The following is an 18,411-nucleotide window of genomic DNA, read 5'->3' on the forward strand; positions in this document are numbered from 1 at the left end:
TGGCTGGACTGGTACAACTACCACCGACCCCACACCGGCATCGCAGGCCAAACACCCGCCAGCCGTGTCACCAACCTGCCGGGACAACACACCTAAGGCCTGTCCGGCGGATAGTGCACTGCCCCGTCAGGGGCGCGGGGCAGTGTCGATCCGCGGCTGCCCCGTGCCCCTGACGGGGCGCCGTGGTGCCGCCGGACACGCCCCAGCCGCGCGGCGGCTTTACACCGGCCCGGCCACCACGGCCACCGGCTTGGCCAGCGCCACGCCCGAACCGTCGCGGCGCGGGTCGATCTCCGGCAGCTCCGCCGGGGCGCCGGCGGCCGTCGCGGCCCGGGCCGGGGAGTGGCCCGCCCAGGCGAACACCAGGCAGTCCTCGCCCTTGAGGAAGCGCTGGCAGCGCACGCCACCGGTGGCCCGGCCCTTGCGCGGGTACTGGTCGAAGGGCGTCACCTTCGCCGTACCCGGCGAGGCCGTGCCCGGCAGCCCGCCACGGGCCCCCGCGACCGTCACCACCACCGCCTCCTCCGCCGGGTCGACGGCGGTGAAGGAGATCACCTTCGCCCCGGAGGACAGCTTGACGCCGGCCATGCCGCCCGCCGGACGGCCCTGCGGCCGCACCTGCGAGGCCTGGTAGCGCAGCAGCTGGGCGTCGTCGGTGACGAAGACCAGGTCCTCCTCGCCCGTGCGCAGCTCGACCGCGCCGACGATGCGGTCGCCGTCCTTGAGCGAGATGACCTCCAGCTCGTCCTTGTTGGCCGGATAGTCGGGCACCACGCGCTTGACCACGCCCTGCTCGGTGCCGATCGCCAGCCCCGGCGAGGACTCGTCCAGCGTCGTCAGGCACACCACCTGCTCGCCGTCGGCCAGCGAGACGAACTCCGAGACCGGAGCGCCGCCCGCCAGGTTCGGCGCGCCCGCCGTCTCCGGCAGCTGCGGCAGGTCGATCACCCGCACCCGCAGCAGCCGCCCGCCCGACGTCACCACGCCGACCTCGCCCAGAGCCGTCGCCGGCACCGCCGAGACGATCACGTCGTGCTTGGCACGGCGGCTCTCCTCGCCCGCGCCCGAGGCCTCGCCCGGGGCCGTACGGGCCAGCAGGCCGGTTGAGGACATCAGCACCCGGCACGGGTCGTCCGCGACCTGCAGCGGCATGGCCGCCGCCGGCACACCGGCCGACTCCAGCAGCACCGTGCGCCGCTCCGTGCCGAACTTCTTCGCCACGTCCGCGAGCTCGGCGGAGACCAGCTTGCGCAGCTCCGCGTCCGACTCGAGGATCTCCGTCAGCTTCTCGATCTCCTCGGTGAGCTTGTCCCGCTCGGCCTCCAGCTCGATGCGGTCGAACCGCGTCAGGCGGCGCAGCGGGGTGTCGAGGATGTACTGCGTCTGCACCTCGGAGAGGGAGAACCGCTCCACGAGTGACGCCTTGGCCGCCGCCGCGTTGTCGCTCGATCGAATGATTCGGATGACCTCGTCGATGTCCGCGAGGGCCACCAGCAGACCCTCGACGAGGTGCAGCCGGTCGCGCCGCTTGCCCCGGCGGAACTCGCTGCGCCGGCGCACCACCTCGAAGCGGTGGTCGAGGTAGACCTCCAGCATCTCCTTCAGGCCCAGCGTCAGCGGCTGGCCGTCCACCAGCGCCACGTTGTTGATGCCGAAGGACTCCTCCATCGGCGTGAGCTTGTAGAGCTGCTCCAGAACGGCCTCGGGGTTGAAGCCGTTCTTGACCTCGATGACCAGGCGCAGGCCGTGGGCGCGGTCGGTGAGGTCCTTCACGTCCGCGATGCCCTGCAGCTTCTTCGAGCCGACCAGGTCCTTGATCTTGGAGATGACCTTCTCGGGACCCACCGTGAACGGCAGCTCGGTGACCACCAGGCCCTTGCGGCGGGCGGTGACGCTCTCCACGGCGACCGTCGCGCGCATCTTGAAGGTGCCGCGCCCGGTCTCGTACGCGTCGCGGACACCGCCGAGCCCCACGATCCGCCCGCCGGTGGGCAGGTCGGGACCGGGGATGTACTTCATCAGCGTGTCGAGGTCGGCGCCCGGGTGGCGGATCAGGTGCCGGGCGGCGGCGATCACCTCGCCGAGGTTGTGCGGGGGCATGTTCGTCGCCATGCCGACCGCGATCCCGGACGAGCCGTTGACCAGCAGGTTCGGGTAGGCGGCGGGCAGGGCCACCGGCTCGCGCTCGCTGCCGTCGTAGTTCGGGGAGAAGTCGACGGTGTCCTCGTCGATCGACTCCGTCATCAGCGACGTCGGCGCCGCCATGCGGGCCTCGGTGTACCGCATGGCCGCCGGCGGGTCGTCGTTGCCGAGCGAGCCGAAGTTGCCGTGGCCGTCGACCAGCGGCAGTCGCATCGAGAACGGCTGGGCCATGCGCACCAGCGCGTCGTAGATGGACGCGTCGCCGTGCGGGTGCAGCTTGCCCATCACCTCGCCGACGACGCGGGCGGACTTCACGTGCGAACGGTCGGGCCGCAGGCCCATCTCGTTCATCTGGAACAGGATCCGGCGCTGGACGGGCTTGAGGCCGTCGCGGGCGTCGGGCAGGGCGCGCGAGTAGATGACGGAGTAGGCGTACTCGAGGAAGGAGCCCTGCATCTCGTCGACGACGTCGATGTCGAGGATCCGCTCCTCGAACTCTTCCGGCGGCGGGGTCTTCGTGCTGCGGCGGGCCATCGCGGCTGCGGCTCCTTCGATCGATTGCCGGGGCTGGATCTGACGCGGACCATTGTGGACCGCTCCACCGACAACGCCGACCGCGACCCGGCCGCGACGCGTCACCACCCGTGCAGGCGACCCCTGCGCGCCCGGGGAACTTCGCCGGAAGCCTGCGCGGTTGCATACAGTGACAGCACTGCTCAATCACGCGAGTCGTCGCGAGGCACCGCGAGATCTCAAGAGATCGAAGGGACGTACATGCCCATGGGTCACACGGCCACGCAACAGGCCGGTTCCGGCGGCCTGACAGCGACCGAGCACCGGCTGGCCAACGGCCTGAGGGTGGTGCTCTCGGAAGATCACCTCACCCCCGTGGCGGCCGTCTGCCTCTGGTACGACGTCGGCTCCCGCCACGAGGTGCACGGCCGCACCGGCCTCGCCCACCTCTTCGAGCACCTGATGTTCCAGGGCTCCGCACAGGTCAAGGGCAACGGCCACTTCGAGCTGGTGCAGGGCGCCGGCGGGTCGCTCAACGGCACGACCAGCTTCGAGCGCACCAACTACTTCGAGACGATGCCCGCCCACCAGGTCGAGCTGGCCCTGTGGCTGGAGGCCGACCGGATGGGCTCGCTGCTGGCCGCCCTCGACGAGGAGTCGATGGAGAACCAGCGCGACGTCGTCAAGAACGAGCGCCGCCAGCGCTACGACAACGTGCCCTACGGCACCGCGTTCGAGAAGCTGACGGCCATGGCCTACCCCGAGGGCCACCCGTACCACCACACGCCCATCGGCTCCATGGCCGACCTCGACGCCGCCTCCCTGGAGGACGCGCGGGCCTTCTTCCGCACCTACTACGCGCCGGGCAACGCCGTCCTGTCCGTGGTCGGCGACATCGACCCGGAGCAGACCCTCGCCTGGATCGAGAAGTACTTCGGCTCCATCCCCGCGCACGACGGCAAGCAGCCCCCGCGCGACGGCGCCCTGCCGGAGAACATCGGCCGCGAGCTGCGCGAGGTCGTCCGCGAGGAGGTGCCCTCGCGCGCCCTGATGGCCGCCTACCGCCTGCCGCACGACGGCACCCGCGAGGCGGACGCGGCCGACGTGGCGCTGACCATCCTCGGCGGCGGCGAGTCCTCCCGCCTGCACAACCGCCTGGTGCGCCACGACCGCAGCGCCGTCGCCGCCGGCTTCGGCCTGCTGCGCCTGGCCGGGGCGCCCTCGCTGGGCTGGCTGGACGTCAAGGCGTCCGGCGGCGTGGAGGTGGCCGACATCGAGGCCGCCGTCGACGAGGAGCTCACCCGCTTCGCCGCCGAGGGCCCCACCCCCGAGGAGATGGAGCGCGCCCAGGCCCAGCTGGAGCGCGAGTGGCTGGACCGGCTCGCCACCGTCAGCGGCCGGGCGGACGAGCTGTGCCGCTTCGCCACGCTCTTCGGCGACCCGCAGCTGGCGCTCACCGCCGTCCAGCGCGTCCTGGAGGTGACCCCGCAGGAGGTGCAGCAGATCGCCAAGGCCCGCCTGCACCGCGACAACCGTGCCGTGCTGGTCTACGAGCCCACGCCGCAGACCGCGCCCACGGTCGACGAGGACACCATCAAGAACGCCACCGAGATCGAAGAAGAGGAGACGGCCCAGTGAGCGACGCCGTAGCCGCGAGCACGACGGACACCGCCGGCCCCTCGATGGTGTTCCACCCCCAGCCCAAGCCGGGCCTGCCCACCCCCTGGGCCTTCCCGGCCCCCGAGCGCGGGCAGCTGCCCAACGGCCTGACCGTGCTGCGCTGCCACCGCCCCGGGCAGCAGGTCATCGCCGTCGAGATCGTCCTGGACGTCCCGCTGGCCGCCGAGCCCGAGGGCCTGGACGGCGTCGCCACGATCATGGCCCGCGCCTTCTCCGAGGGCACCGACAAGCTCAGCGCCGAGGAGTTCGCCGCGGAGCTGGAGCGCTGCGGGGCCACCCTCGACGCCCACGCCGACCACCCGGGCGTACGGCTGTCCCTGGAGGTGCCGGCCTCCCGGCTGCCCAAGGCCCTCGGCCTGCTGGCCGACGCCCTGCGCGCCCCGGCCTTCCCCGACGGCGAGATCGAGCGCCTGGTGCGCAACCGCCTCGACGAGATCCCGCACGAGCTGGCCAACCCCGCCCGCCGGGCGGCCATGGCGCTGGCCGCCGAGCTCTTCCCGGCCGACGTCCGGATGTCCCGGCCGCGCCAGGGCAGCCAGGAGACGGTCGAGCGCATCGACGCCGCCGCCGTGCGCGCCTTCTACGAGGCCCATGTGCGGCCCGCCGCGGCCACCGCCGTGGTCGTCGGCGACTTCACCGGCACCGACCTCGACCACGTCCTGGAGCAGTCGCTGGGCGCGTGGACGGGCGCGCCGGCGCAGCGGCGCGCCCCGCAGCCCGTCACCGCCGACGACACCGGCCGCGTCGTCATCGTCGACCGTCCCGGTGCGGTGCAGACCCAGCTGCTGATCGGGCGCACCGGCTCCGACCGGCACGACCGCGTCTGGCCGGCCCAGGTCCTCGGCACGTACTGCCTCGGCGGCACCCTCACCTCGCGGCTGGACCGCGTCCTGCGCGAGGAGAAGGGGTACACCTACGGCGTGCGCTCCTTCGGCCAGGTGCTGCTGTCCTCGCCCGAGGGCACCGGCGTCTCCCTGCTCGCCATCAGCGGCTCCGTCGACACCCCCAACACCGGTCCCGCCCTCGAGGACCTGTGGACGGTGCTGCGCACGCTGGCCGCCGAGGGTCTGACGGACCAGGAGCGCGACGTCGCCGTGCAGAACCTGGTGGGCGTCGCCCCGCTGAAGTACGAGACGGCGGCCGCCGTCGCCGGCACGCTCGCCGACCAGGTCGAGCAGTTCCTGCCGGACGACTTCCAGGGGCATCTGTACGAACGCCTCGCGCAGACCGGCACGGTGGAGGCCACGGCCGCCGTCGTGAGCGCCTTCCCGGCGGACCGGCTGGTGACGGTGCTCGTCGGTGACGCGGCGCAGATCGCCGAGCCCGTGAAGGCGCTGGGCATCGGCCCGGTGACGGTGATCTCGGCCTGACGGAGCATCAGTTCGACTGAGGTGGCGCGTGGGTCCCAGGGGGACCCACGCGCCACCTTTATGTCCACTTTCAGGCGGTGGTTGCGTGTTGGTCGTGTGGCGTACGTCATAAAAACCCACTTCTGTTTGCCGATCGAATCTGAAGGCGATTAGCGTCAGCTCGGCAGTCCGTCAGATCGGAGCCGCAAACCGCGGTCCCGGGCAGCCATCGCCGAGTCCCACGCGGCCCCCCGGGGTCGCAGGGAGCCGGGGACCCAAAGTCCCCTGGGGTGAATCGGTTCCCTTTCACGAGGGGACCGTAGGAGACCTTCCTGCTCCGAACCCGTCAGCTAACCCGGTAGGCGAGAAGGAAGGAAAGGATCAGCGACAGCCATGTCGTTCACCCGTCCCACCGGGAAGCACCGTCGTCCGAGCCGCGCCGTGCGCGTGGGCGCCAATGTCGCGGGTATCGCCACGCTGACCGCCGCCGGTGTGGTCGCCGGTGTCGCCGCCCCGGCCTTCGCCGCCTCCGACGACTCCCAGCGCCCCGAGGACACCGGCCTGAGCCAGGCCGTCGTCATCGGTGACGTCATGGCCGGCAACGTCGACGCCCAGGCCGAGACCCAGCGCGGCATCGCCGACGAGGCCAACGCCCGTCAGCAGGCCGAGACCAACGCCAAGAGGCTGGCCGCCGAGGCCAAGCAGCGCGCCGAGGAGGCCCAGCGCAAGCTCGACGAGGAGCGCGCCGCCAAGGAGCGTGCCGCCCGCGACGCCGAGCGCAAGCGCCTGGGGACGTTCGTCAGCCCGCTCGACAGCTCCTACGTCTCGACCTCCTACAAGGCCTCCAGTGGCCTGTGGTCCTCCGGCAGCCACACCGGCATCGACTTCCACGCCGAGACCGGCACCTCGGTGCACGCGGTCGGCATGGGCACGATCGTCGAGGCCGGCTGGGGCGGCGCCTACGGCAACAACGTCGTGATCCAGATGGCCGACGGCACGTACACGCAGTACGCCCACCTGTCGTCCATCGACGTCTCGGTCGGCCAGTCGGTCACCCCCGGCCAGCAGATCGGCCTGTCCGGCGCCACCGGCAACGTCACCGGCCCGCACCTGCACTTCGAGGCCCGCACGGCCCCGACCTACGGCTCCGACATCGACCCGATCGCCTACCTGGCCTCGCACGGCGTCAACGTCTGACGGCCCCCGCGCCCGACGCGAACAAGGCCCCGGCCCCTGCGGCCGGGGCCTTCGTGCACCGTACGGGCTGGCCGAAAGGTGTCCGTGCGGCAGGAGGCGCCATCGGAAATGCCCAGCCGGCTCGCATAGAGTCGCTGAATGGGCGTCAGGCGACGGGGCACATCCGGAGGTGCAGCGATGAGAGACCGTTCGTGAACGGCGACGGCGCCGGCACGGTGACCTTCCCCGGACCCACCGGCGGCGGAGTCCGGGAGGGCGCCCGCCGGCTGTCCGCGCACGCCGTGTGCGCCGCCATCCGCGACGACATCGTCGCGGGCGTCCACCCGCCCGGCAGCAGGCTCGTCGAGGAACTCCTCGCCCGCCGCTACGGCGTCTCCCGGGTCCCCGTGCGCGAGGCCCTGCGCACCCTCGCCTCCGAAGGGTTCGTCACCACCCGCCGCCACGCGGGCGCCTGCGTAGCCGAGCCCAGCGAGCGCGAGGCCGCCGACCTGCTGGACGTCCGCGCCCTGCTGGAGCCGCTGGGGGCCGCGCGGGCCGCGCAGCGGCGCACCGAGGCGCACCTGAAGGTGCTGCGCGGGCTGGTCCGGCTGGGCCGCGACCGGGCCCGCGCGGACCGGGTGGGGGAGCTGTGCCGGCTCGGCGACTGGTTCGACGAGACCCTCGCCCAGGCCTCCGGCAGCCCCAGCCTCGCCGCGCTCCTCACCCAGTTGCGCCGCAAGATCGCCTGGGTGTACGTGCCGGTGCCGCCGGTGCGCCCGCTGGAGGCGTGGGAGACGTGCGGGGCGCTGGTGGACGCGGTGGCCCGCGGCGATGCCGAGCGGGCCCGGGAGCTCGCCACCCGCAGGGCCGGGCGGCCGCCCGGCGAGTTCCGCCTGCGGCCTGCGTAGCAGCCTGCGCACGAGTCCGCCAAGACCACGGGCGCCCCTACGGAACGCAACACGAAGGGGCCGCGGCGGCCGCGGTGCGGGTCGCCGCGGCCCCGCCGCGGAAGGTTGTGGTCGGATCCGTGGATCAGACGGTCTCCGGAAGCTCCTCGAGCCCCTCGGCGACCAGCTTGGCCAGGCGGTCGAGCGCGGCCTCGGCACCCTCGGCCTCGGTGGCCAGGACGATCTCCTCGCCACCCTGGGCGCCCAGGCCCAGCACGGCGAGCATGGACGCGGCGTTGACGGGGTTGCCGTCCGCCTTGGCGATCGTCACGGGGACGCCGGCGGCGGTCGCCGCACGGACGAAGATCGACGCGGGCCGGGCGTGCAGGCCCTCGGCCCAGCCGACGTTGACGCGGCGCTCAACCATGGTGTTGCCCTTCGAGTCGACAGTGGTTGTCTAGACCATTGTGGCACGGGGGCCACGGTGCCCCGGCCCGCCCGCCCGGCTGCGCCGTCCGGCCCGTGGACACGGGCCCGCCCGGCCCGGGCCGGCTGTCGGCGGGCGGCCTTACCCTGGCCCCATGCAGACGCCGCCCGAGCACGCGTACCCGGCCCACTGGGAGGCGGACGTCGTGCTGCGCGACGGCGGCATCGCCCAGATCCGCCCCATCGCGCCCGACGACGCGCAGCGCCTGGTGAGCTTCTACGAGCAGGTCTCGGACGAGTCCAAGTACTACCGCTTCTTCGCGCCCTACCCGCGCCTGTCCGACCGGGACGTGCACCGCTTCACCCACCACGACTACGTCGACCGGGTCGGCCTCGCGGCGACCGTCGCGGGGGAGTTCATCGCCACCGTCCGCTACGACCGCATCGACGCCCGCGGCCTGCGCGCGAGCGCTCCCGCCGACGAGGCCGAGGTGGCCTTCCTCGTCCAGGACGCCCACCAGGGCCGCGGCGTGGCCTCCGCCCTCCTCGAACACATCGCGGCCGTCGCCCGCGAACGCGCGATCCGCCGCTTCACGGCCGAGGTGCTGCCCGCCAACACCAAGATGATCAAGGTGTTCACGGACGCGGGCTACACCCAGAAACGCAGCTTCGAGGACGGCGTCGTCCGCCTCGAACTCGACCTGGAGCCCACCGACGCCTCCCTCGCCGTCCAGCGCGCCCGCGAGCAGCGGGCCGAGGCCCGCTCCGTCCAGCGCCTGCTCGCCCCCCGCTCGATCGCCGTCGTCGGCGCCGGCCGCGAGGCCGGCGGCATGGGCCGCACCGTCCTGCGCAACGTGCTGGCCGGCGGCTTCGCCGGGCGCGTCCACGCCGTCAACCACGCCTTCCCGCACGAGCTCACCCGCCTCGAACCCGAGGGCGTCCCCGCCCACCGCTGCGTCACGCGCATCCCCGACCCCGTCGACCTCGCCGTCGTCGCCGTGCCCGCCGCCCATGTGCCCGACGTCGTCGCCGACTGCGGCCGGCACGGCGTCCAGGGCCTGGTCGTCCTCTCCGCCGGGTACGCCGAGAGCGGCGCCGACGGGCGCCGGCGCCAGCGCGAGCTCGTCCGGCAGGCCCGCACGTACGGCATGCGGGTCATCGGCCCCAACGCCCTCGGGCTGATCAACACCGCCCCCGGCGTCCGGCTCAACGCCTCCCTCGCCCCCGAGCTGCCGCCGCCCGGCCGGGTCGGGCTCTTCAGCCAGTCCGGCGCCATCGGCATCGCCCTGCTCTCCGAGCTGCACCGGCGCGCCGCCGGCCTCGCCGGCACCTCCACCTTCGTCTCCGCCGGCAACCGCGCCGATCTGTCCGGCAACGACCTCCTGCAGTACTGGCACGACGACCCCGACACCGACGTCGCCCTGATGTACCTGGAGTCCATCGGCAACCCCCGCAAGTTCACCCGCCTCGCCAAGCGCACCGCCGCCCGCAAACCGCTCGTCGTCGTCAAGGGCGCCCGGCACGGCGCCGCCGCGCCCGCCGGGCACGCCGTGCCCACCACCCGCATCCCCGACGCCACCGTCTCCGACCTGCTGCGCCAGGCCGGCGTCATCCGGGTCGACACGGTCACCGAGCTCGCCGACACCGGGCTGCTGCTCGCCTCCCAGCCGCTGCCCGCCGGGCCCCGCGTCGCCATCCTCGGCAACTCCGACTCCCTCACCCTGCTCACCTACGACGCCTGCCTGACGGCCGGCCTGCGCCCGCTGCTCCCGCGCGACCTCACCACCGCCGCCACGCCCGCCGACTTCCGCACGGCCCTCGCCCAGGCCCTGGCCGACCGGGCGTGCGACGCGGTCCTCGTCACCGCCATCCCCTGGGTCGGCGACACCGCCCCCGCCGCCTCCGCGCCCGACCTCGCCGCCGCCCTGCGCGAGGCCGTGGCCGGCGCGCCGACGCCCAAGCCCGTGGCCGTCGTCCACCTGGAGATCCCCGGCCTCCCGCAGGCCCTCGCCGCCCCCGCCGACGGCGCCCCGCCCGGCGACGCCCCCGTGCCCGCCGTGCGCATCCCCGCCTACCCCGCGGCCGAGCGGGCCGTCGGAGCGCTGGCCGAGGCCGTGCGGTACGCACGCTGGCGGCGCGAGGTGGCCGTCGGAGGCCGGGTGCCGGAGTTCGAGGACATCGACGAGGACGGGGCCGCCGCCGACATCGCCGTGCTGCTCGCCGCCCACGGGGCCACCGACCGGGCCGTCACCCTCTCCGCCGCCGACACCCAGCGGCTGCTCGCCCGGTACGGGATCGCCGTGCTGCCCGCGCTGCCGGCCCCCGACGCCGACAGTGCCGTGCACGCCGCCCGGCGCCTGGGCTTCCCCGTGGCGCTCAAGCCCACCGCCCCCCACCTGCGGCACCGCGCCGACCTCGGCGGCGTACGGCTCGACCTCGGCGGCGAGGGCGAACTGCGCAGGGCGTACGCGGAATTGACCGAGCTGCTCGGGGGGCCCGCGGAGCTGCGCCTGGTCGTGCAGTCCATGGCGCCGCGCGGTGTCGACACCGTCGTCCGGGCGGTGATCGACCCCGCCGCCGGCGCCGTGCTCTCCTTCGGTCTGGCCGGCGCGCCCTCGCTGCTGCTCGGTGACACCGCCCACCGTCTCGTTCCGGTCACCGACCGCGACGCGGCCGATCTCATCCGCTCCGTGCGCACCGCGCCCCTGCTCTTCGGCTGGCGCGGCTCGGCCCCGGTGGACACCCCGGCCCTGGAGGAGCTGCTGCTGCGCCTGTCCCGGCTGGTGGACGACCACCCCGAGGTCGTGGGCGCCGACCTGGAGCCGGTGATCGTCGCCCAGCAGGGGGTGCACGTCCTGGGCGCCTCGATACGTCTGGCCGCCCCGCCGGCCCGCGGCGACCTCGGCCCCCGCAGTCTTCCCCGCTCCTAGAGCCCGGCTGCGGGCCCCGGCCGCAACGCGGTCCGCAACCGGCCGCGGCCGGGGTTCGGCGACGGACGGGCCTCGTACGCCCCGTAGGATGGGAGCCATGGCGAAGACCGGTACGACCACCCAGGGGCTGCGCGCGGCGATCGAGCGCAGCGGCTACTACCCGGCTCTCGTGGCCGAGGCGGTGGAGGCCGCCGTGGGCGGGGAGCCGGTCGCGTCGTACCTGGTCCACCAGGAGACGACGTTCGACTCCAACGAGGTGCGCCGCCATGTGACCGTGCTGGTGCTCACCGACACCCGATTCATCGTCAGCCACACCGACGAGCAGGCCGCCGACGGCACCTCGCCCTCGCCGTACGCGACGACCTCCACCGAGTCCGTGAAGCTGGAGCGCATCTCCTCCGTCGTGCTCAGCCGCGTCGTCGCCAACCCCGAGGCGTACACCCCCGGCACCCTGCCGCGCGAGGTCGTCCTCACCATCGGCTGGGGCGCGGTCTCCCGCATCGACCTCGAGCCGGCCGCCTGCGGCGACCCGAACTGCGACGCCGACCACGGCTACACCGGCTCCTCCACGGCCGACGACCTCAGCCTGCGGGTGAGCGAGGCCGGCGACGGCCCCGACACCGTCCGCCAGACCCTGGACTTCGCCCAGGCGCTCTCCGAGGCCACGGTGGCCTCCGCGGCGACCGGCCGGTGATGGCCGGATCCACCCCGGGCCCCCTGGCCGCCGGCTCCGCCTGGCCCGAGCCGGCCCCGCTCGACCCCCGCGACGCCCCGCTGCCGCGCTACGGCACCGGATCCCTCGCCGACCTGCTGCCCTCCGTCGCCGCGGGCCTGGGCGTGCCCGGCCTCACCTCCGGCCTGCACCTGGAGCCCGCCGACCGGGTCTGCGTCTTCCTCATCGACGGCCTGGGCTGGGAGCTGCTGCGCGAGCACCCGGACGAGGCGCCCTTCCTGCACTCGCTGCTGTCCACCTCCCTGGGCGGCACCGGCCGGCCGATGACCGCGGGCTTCCCCTCCACCACGGCGACCTCGCTGGCCTCCGTGGGCACGGGCCTGCCGCCCGGCGCGCACGGCCTGCCCGGCTACACGGTGGCCGACCCGGCGACGGGGCAGCTGATGAACCAGCTGCGCTGGCGTCCGTGGACCGATCCGCACGCCTGGCAGCCGTACCCCACCGTCTTCCAGCTGGCGGACGCGGCGGGCATCGCCACCTGCCAGGTCTCCGCGCCCGACTTCGAGCACACCCCGCTGACGCGGATCGCGCTCAGCGGCGGCACCTTCCACGGGCGGCTGTCCGGCGAGGAGCGGATGGACTTCGCCGCCGACCGGCTCGCCGCGGCCGACCGCGCGCTCGTCTACACGTACTACAGCGAGGTGGACGGCAAGGGCCACCGCTTCGGCGTGGACTCCGAGGAGTGGCGCGGCCAGCTGATGTACGTGGACCTGCTCGCCCGGCGCCTGGCCGAGCAGCTGCCGCCGCGCTCCGCGCTGTACGTGACCGCCGACCACGGCATGATCGACATTCCGTTCGACCCCGAGTCGCGGATCGACTTCGACCACGACTGGGAGCTGCGCGCCGGCGTCGCCCTGCTGGGCGGCGAGGCCCGGGCCCGCCATGTGTACGCCGTCCCCGGCGCGGCGGCCGACGTGCTGGCGGTGTGGCGCGAGGTGCTCGGCGAGCAGATGTGGGTGGCGGGGCGCGACGAGGCGATCGAGGCCGGCTGGTTCGGGCCGCCCGGCGCGGGCGTCGACGACCGGGTGCACGGCCGCATCGGCGACGTGGTCGCGGCCGCCCGCGACGACATCGCCATCGTGGCCACCGAGACCGAGCCGAACGAGTCGACGATGGTCGGCCTGCACGGTTCGATGACGCCCGTCGAGCAGCTCGTGCCGCTGCTCGAAGTCCGCACCTGACCGCGCGTCCGACGCGAGCGACCCCCTTCGATGGACCGACCGACGAAAGGCCCTGGCCTCCCCATGCCCGAGCTGGTGTTCTTCTCCGGAACGATGGACTGCGGAAAGAGCACCCTCGCTCTGCAGATCGAGCACAACCGCTCGGCACGCGGCCTGCAGGGCCTGATCTTCACCCGCAACGACCGTGCGGGCGAGGGCAAGCTCTCCTCGCGCCTGGGCCTGGTGACCGACTCGGTCGAGGCGGGGGAGGGGTTCGACTTCTATGCGCACGTCGTGGCCCACCTGTCCGCGGGCGGCCGGGCGGACTACGTCATCTGCGACGAGGCGCAGTTCCTCGCCCCCGAGCAGATAGACCAGCTGGCCCGGGTCGTCGACGACCTGGAGCTGGACGTCTTCGCCTTCGGCATCACCACCGACTTCCGCACCCGGCTCTTCCCCGGCTCCCAGCGCCTGGTGGAGCTGGCCGACCGCATCGAGGTGCTGCAGGTCGAGGCGCTGTGCTGGTGCGGGGCGCGGGCCACCCACAACGCCCGGACGATCGGCGGCCACATGGTCGTCGAGGGCGAGCAGATCGTGGTGGGAGACGTGAACCAGCCCGAGACCGTGGTCGGGTACGAGGTGCTGTGCCGGCGCCACCACCGCCGCCGCCTGACGTCCGCCGCCGCCCGCGCGGCCGCCCTCTCTCCGGACGTGCTGCCGGTCGACCCCGACGCCGCCTAGGCCGTGTCCGGCCGGATCTTCGTCACACGCCACCACGGCGCCCCGTAAGGGGCGCGGGGAACTGCGCGACAAGCCACGACGCGCCCGCAGATGGGGGGCTGCGTTTCGCCCCGGCGCGTCGGCTGCGGGCCGTCGCTGGCTGATCGCGCAGTTCCCCGCGCCCCTGACGGGGCCCTGCATGATCCGCCGGACACGCCCCAGGCCGTTGTCCGGCCGGACCTTCGTCACGCGCCACCACGGCGCCCCTTACGGGGCGCTCCGCAGGGCGAAGACCGCGCCCTCGGGGTCGGCGACCGTCGCCGTGCGCCCGGCCGGCGTGCGGTGCGGCGCCGTGACCACCCGGCCGCCCAGTGCGCCCACCCGCGCGGCCGCGGCGTCCACGTCGGCCACCTCGAAGTACGTCAGCCAGTGCGGCTGGCGCAGTGCGGGTCCCGCGCCGGTGACCGAGGCCACGGGCCGGCCGTCCACGTGCAGCACGAGCTTGTCGGTCTGCGCGTCGCCGGCCGGTTTGGCCTCGTAGCCGAACAGTGCGCGGTAGAACTTCAGCATCGCCGAGGCGTCGTGGGTGACCAGCTCGTGCCAGACGGGGTGGCCCGGGCCCGCCGGGTGGCCGGCCGGGCGCGCGTCCCACAGCCGTCGTCCCTGCCACACCCCGAAGGAGGCCCCGGCCGGGTCCGAGGCGAGCACCAGCCGGCCGGCGTCCTCGGCGGCGAGGGGGCCGACTCCCAGCGTCCCGCCGGAGCAGTGCACCCACTCCGCGGAGGCGTCGGCGTCGTCGCTCGCCAGATAGGTGGTCCAGGCGTTGGCGTGTTGACGGTCGGGCGGCAGCTCGCCGATGCCGGCGACGTCGTGGCCGTCGAGCGCCGCCCGTACGTACGGGCCCAGTTGGCGCATGCCGGGGCTGTGGTAGGTCCAGCCGAACAGACTGCCGTAGAACTCCTTGATCGCTTCCAGGTCGTGCACCAGGAGACTGGTCCAGCACGGTGTGCCCGGCACCTGCCGCCCGGGTTCCGCCTCGCGGTGCTCGAAGGAGCCCCGTACATCGGTCATCGTCAGTTTCTCCTCGGACCGTCGTGGTGGCCGCGCTTCACGGTTCCCGCAGAGAATGCCCCAAAATCGCGGCCGGCTTCGGGCCCGCGGCGGCGCCGTCCAGTATCGATCAGCATCGCGCAGTTGGGCCAGGGGGCCGTTCGGCGCAACGGGGATACGCCAGGATGGGGGTATGGACCCCATCATCACCGTGACGCAGTGGGCGAACGAGGCCGCCGGCGAACGGCCGCCCACGCTCCTGGACATCCGCTACCAGCTCGGCGGCCCGAACGGCCGTCCGGAATACGAGGCCGGGCACCTGCCCGGCGCCGTGTATGTCGACCTCGACGCCGAGCTCGCCGCCCCGCCCGGGCCGAAGGGCCGTCACCCGCTGCCCGACGTGGAGCAGTTCGGCGCCGCGATGCGCCGGGCCGGGGTCCGCGCGGACCGGCCCGTCGTGGTCTACGACGGCGGCACCGGCTGGGCCGCCTCCCGCGCCTGGTGGCTGCTGCGCTGGGCCGGCCACCCCTCGGTACGGGTGCTCGACGGCGGGCTCGCCGCCTGGCAGGCCGAGGGCCGGCCACTGGAGAGCGGCGTACCGGACGTGGCCGAGGGCGACTTCGTGCCCGCGCCCGGCGCGCTGCCGCTGCTGGACGCGGACGGCGCAGCCGCCCTGGCCCGGCGCGGACTGCTGCTGGATGCGCGCGCCGCGGAGCGCTACCGGGGCGAGGTCGAGCCCATCGACCCCGTCGCCGGCCACATCCCCGGTGCCGTCTCGGCCCCCACCACGGAAAACGTCACCGAGCAGGGGCTGTTGCGCCCGGCCGCCGAGTTGGCGGAGCGGTTCGCGCGGCTGGGCGTGAAGGACGGCGTGGAGGTCGGGGTCTACTGCGGCTCCGGCGTCTCGGCCGCCCACCAGCTGCTGGCCCTGGCGGTCGTGGGGATCGACGCGGCCCTGTACGCCGGTTCGTGGAGCGAGTGGGTGGCCGACCCCGCCCGCCCGGTGGCCACGGGGGCCCAGCCGGGCTAGGGCCTGCCCGGATCGTGCAGCGCCCTGCGGCTGCCGCCACCTGGGCGCGACACGGCCCCCCGTCTGCGGGTGCGTTGTGGCTTGTCGCGCAGTTCCCCGCGCCCCTTACGGGGCGCGGGGAACTGCGCGATCGGCCACTGACGGTCCGCAGTCGACGTGTTACCCCGAGGCCCGGGGGCGAAGCGCGGCCCCCTGTCTGCGGCCTCGCGCCCCCTACGGGGCGCCCGGTCAGTCCTGTTTCTTGCGGCGGGTGCCGAAGACGATCTCGTCCCAGCTGGGCACCGCCGCACGCCGGCCGGGGCGGACGCCGTCCGCCTCGGCCTGGCGGTCCGTGGTGCCGACCAGGCGCTCGCGGTGCCCGGCGACCGACCGCGGCATGAGCACGTCCGCGTAGGCCGAGCCGGCGCTGGCCGCCGGGGCGGGCGGCTCGGCGATCTCCGCCTCGTCCTCCCGCGGGGGCTCCGTGGGGGCCGGGGGCGCCTCGGGCACCACCATGTCGCCGCGGAAGCTGGGCACCGCCTCCAGCAGGCTGGTCAGGGAGTCCCGCTCCTTGACCGGTTCCTCCGCGGCCTCGCCGGAGGGTGCCTCCGGCTCCGATGAGGGGGCCGGCACCTGCCGGTCCCGGTCCAGGCCCCGCTCGCGCGGCAGGCGGGCGATGCGCGGGACGAACGGGAAGCTCGGCTCGGGTGCCTCGTCGGTCTCGCCGATGAGCGCGCGGGCCTCGTCGTCCAGCGCCTGAACGATCCGGCGCGGCGGGTCGTACGTCCAGCTCGCCGCGCGCGGCTCGCCGGCGGCGCGGTAGACGAGCAGCACCTCCCAGGTGCCGTCGTCGCGGCGCCAGGAGTCCCACTGGGCGGTGTCCTTGTCGGCGCCGCGCAGCACCAGCCGCTCGGCGACGGCCTCGCCCAGCGGCGGGCCGCCGGCGCTCTCGCCGGGGCGGCGCACAGGAGTCTTGCGGGCGCGCTCGGCCATGAATGCGCGCTCGGCCAGGACCGGGCCCTCGAAGCGCCGTACCCGCTCGACGGGGATGCCCGCGAGCTGGGCGACCTCCTCGGCGGAGGCGCCGGCCCGGATGCGGGCCTGGATGTCGCGCGGTCGCAGGTGGCTTTCGACCTCGATCTCGATCTGGCCCAGCCGTGCACGGTCGTTGCGCACGGCGGCGCGCAGCCGCTCGTCGATCGGCAGCGTGTACTCCGTGCTGTCTGCCGCCTTGAGCACCAGCCGTGTGCCGTCGTTGGAGACTGCCACGACACGCAGTTCGGGCATGGGGACCTCCCGGGTGGTGCCTGCCGACGTCACCTGCGTCGCTGCTTCCGCTAGTCGAGTGTGGCCTGCCCGGGTAGCAGCCTGCCACAACCTTGCCGAGTTGACGGGGCCAGAGCCGCCCGGGCCCCTCCCGTCCGTTCCGTCCGTTCCGTTCGGATCCGGGCGACCGGACGGGATATTGGGGCCAGGGCTCGTCACAGTACTCCATTCGGGCCACTGGGGGTGGATCGGCGCGCCAGCGAAGTTCACCCGCGTCAGGGGAGTTGGAGCGCACCCCTCGGCCGGTAGCCCTTCCCACGGGTGGTGTGGTTCACACAATCGCCGGATCCGGAACTGTTCGTTAGGCTCGAATGTCTCTTCGGACCACAAGAGGGACGGAACGCACCGACAGAGGCTGGAGATGGACGAAAAACCCGAAAGCGAGGAAAAAGCCAAGGTCAAGCGTGTGGACCTGAGCGTCGCACAGGTGGCCGGAAGTGCCCTCGCAGCCGTGATCGCCGCCCTGCTCGCCGGCAAGCTCGGGGTCTACGGGACCGTCGCCGGTGCCGGTGTCGTCAGCATCGTGGCCACTACGGGTGGCACGCTCTTTCACCACCTGTTCAGACGTACGGGCGAGCAGCTGCGCGACGCCACCGGCGCCCAGTCCGCCGCCAAGCTGCGCAAGGTCCCCGTCGGCGCGGCCGGCCGGGCCGTGGACCGGGCGCGTCGGGCACAGCCCGGGGCGCACGCCGGTGCGTACCCCGGCGCGCACGAACAGGCGCGCTTCGACGACTCGCCGACCGCATTTTCCGGGTACTCCGACGCGTATTCCCCGGGCACCGTCCACGGCACCCGGCTGCGCGGCTGGAAGCGCTCCCTGCTGGCCGCCGGAGCCGTCTTCGTCCTGGCCATGGGCACCGTGACCGCGGTGGAGCTGGCCTCCGGTTCCAGCGCGGACGGCGACAAGGGCGGCACCACCGTCAGCCGCCTCTTCCGCCCGGACAGCGGTGGCGGCCAGGACGAGCAGCACGACCCCTCCCACGACCGCACCCCGGACGGGAACACCACGCCCGGCGACGAGGACGACAGCGGCTCCACCCCGTCCCCCGGCGCGTCGCAGCCCGGCGACGGCACCGGCAAGCAGTCGCCCGGGCCCTCGCAGTCCCCCTCCGGCGGCAGCACGTCCACCCCGACGCCCGGCCCCAGCACCTCCCCGGACAGCGGCAAGGGCGACGACGGCAAGGGCGGCGGGACCGGCCAGTCGTCCTCGCCGCAGCCGGGCCAGAGCCCGAGCGGCCAGGGCGGCCGGAACGCGGCGGCCGGCGGCACCGGCACGGGCCCGTCCGCCGGCACCGCCTCCTGATCCGCGG

General features: G+C 74.2%; 14 protein-coding genes and 1 riboswitch. Of the genes, 10 read left to right on the forward strand and 4 right to left on the reverse strand.

Annotation, left to right across the window (positions count from 1 at the left end):
• Window positions 1-219: 219 nt before the first annotated feature.
• Window positions 220-2,676 carry a DNA topoisomerase IV subunit A gene (locus tag AB0K17_RS28495; protein ID WP_365966953.1) on the reverse strand — a complete coding sequence of 819 codons (2,457 nt, stop codon included), beginning with the start codon at window positions 2,674-2,676 and terminating at the stop codon, window positions 220-222.
• A 246-nt stretch (window positions 2,677-2,922) separates the two neighbouring features.
• Between AB0K17_RS28495 and AB0K17_RS28500 the strand changes: the two genes are divergently transcribed.
• From AB0K17_RS28500 to AB0K17_RS28515, 4 genes are all read left to right on the forward strand, one after another.
• Window positions 2,923-4,293 (forward strand): pitrilysin family protein, encoded by a 1,371-nt coding sequence (locus AB0K17_RS28500; protein ID WP_365966962.1) that lies wholly within the window; start codon window positions 2,923-2,925, stop codon window positions 4,291-4,293.
• A gap of 44 nt (window positions 4,294-4,337) precedes the next feature.
• On the forward strand, window positions 4,338-5,705 hold the full coding sequence (locus AB0K17_RS28505) for a pitrilysin family protein (RefSeq protein ID WP_365966963.1): 1,368 nt from the start codon (window positions 4,338-4,340) through the stop codon (window positions 5,703-5,705).
• A 199-nt stretch (window positions 5,706-5,904) separates the two neighbouring features.
• A riboswitch (cyclic di-AMP (ydaO/yuaA leader) is annotated at window positions 5,905-6,064 on the forward strand.
• A gap of 13 nt (window positions 6,065-6,077) precedes the next feature.
• A complete protein-coding gene (locus tag AB0K17_RS28510) occupies window positions 6,078-6,881 on the forward strand; it encodes a peptidoglycan DD-metalloendopeptidase family protein (protein ID WP_365984739.1) in 804 nt (267 codons plus the stop codon).
• 215 nt (window positions 6,882-7,096) lie between these two features.
• Window positions 7,097-7,768, forward strand: a complete 672-nt coding sequence (locus AB0K17_RS28515; protein ID WP_365966964.1) for a GntR family transcriptional regulator — start codon at window positions 7,097-7,099, stop codon at window positions 7,766-7,768.
• A 124-nt stretch (window positions 7,769-7,892) separates the two neighbouring features.
• Here AB0K17_RS28515 and AB0K17_RS28520 read toward each other — a convergent pair whose 3' ends face one another.
• The gene (locus AB0K17_RS28520) at window positions 7,893-8,174 is read right to left on the reverse strand and encodes an HPr family phosphocarrier protein (RefSeq protein ID WP_225660929.1); all 282 of its coding nucleotides are present in this window, start codon (window positions 8,172-8,174) and stop codon (window positions 7,893-7,895) included.
• 154 nt (window positions 8,175-8,328) lie between these two features.
• On the opposite strand from AB0K17_RS28520, the gene AB0K17_RS28525 reads away from it, so the two are divergent.
• From AB0K17_RS28525 to AB0K17_RS28540, 4 genes are all read left to right on the forward strand, one after another.
• A complete protein-coding gene (locus AB0K17_RS28525) occupies window positions 8,329-11,103 on the forward strand; it encodes a GNAT family N-acetyltransferase (RefSeq protein ID WP_365984740.1) in 2,775 nt (924 codons plus the stop codon).
• Between the two features lie 97 nt (window positions 11,104-11,200).
• On the forward strand, window positions 11,201-11,797 hold the full coding sequence (locus tag AB0K17_RS28530) for a DUF5998 family protein (RefSeq protein WP_344433883.1): 597 nt from the start codon (window positions 11,201-11,203) through the stop codon (window positions 11,795-11,797).
• Entirely contained in the window at window positions 11,797-13,017 is a 1,221-nt protein-coding gene (locus tag AB0K17_RS28535; RefSeq protein WP_365966956.1) for a nucleotide pyrophosphatase/phosphodiesterase family protein, read from the forward strand. Before AB0K17_RS28530 ends, AB0K17_RS28535 begins: the two co-directional genes overlap by 1 nt.
• Before the next feature lie 63 nt (window positions 13,018-13,080).
• A complete protein-coding gene (locus tag AB0K17_RS28540) occupies window positions 13,081-13,737 on the forward strand; it encodes a thymidine kinase (protein ID WP_365966957.1) in 657 nt (218 codons plus the stop codon).
• Between the two features lie 246 nt (window positions 13,738-13,983).
• Here AB0K17_RS28540 and AB0K17_RS28545 read toward each other — a convergent pair whose 3' ends face one another.
• The gene (locus AB0K17_RS28545; RefSeq protein WP_365984741.1) at window positions 13,984-14,787 is read right to left on the reverse strand and encodes a VOC family protein; all 804 of its coding nucleotides are present in this window, start codon (window positions 14,785-14,787) and stop codon (window positions 13,984-13,986) included.
• A gap of 172 nt (window positions 14,788-14,959) precedes the next feature.
• Here AB0K17_RS28545 and AB0K17_RS28550 point away from each other — a divergent pair, with 172 nt between their 5' ends.
• Window positions 14,960-15,796, forward strand: coding sequence for a sulfurtransferase (locus tag AB0K17_RS28550; protein ID WP_365984742.1), 837 nt, complete (start codon window positions 14,960-14,962; stop codon window positions 15,794-15,796).
• A gap of 228 nt (window positions 15,797-16,024) precedes the next feature.
• Here AB0K17_RS28550 and sepH read toward each other — a convergent pair whose 3' ends face one another.
• Window positions 16,025-17,095, reverse strand: coding sequence for a septation protein SepH (gene sepH / locus AB0K17_RS28555; protein WP_365984743.1), 1,071 nt, complete (start codon window positions 17,093-17,095; stop codon window positions 16,025-16,027).
• Window positions 17,096-17,462: 367 nt separating this feature from the next.
• Here sepH and AB0K17_RS28560 point away from each other — a divergent pair, with 367 nt between their 5' ends.
• Complete coding sequence (locus AB0K17_RS28560; protein WP_365984744.1) at window positions 17,463-18,404, forward strand: hypothetical protein; 942 nt, start codon at window positions 17,463-17,465, stop codon at window positions 18,402-18,404.
• Window positions 18,405-18,411: the final 7 nt, after the last annotated feature.

The sequence above is a fragment of the Streptomyces sp. NPDC049585 genome (assembly GCF_040675615.1).
GTDB lineage: Bacteria > Actinomycetota > Actinomycetes > Streptomycetales > Streptomycetaceae > Streptomyces > Streptomyces luteosporeus.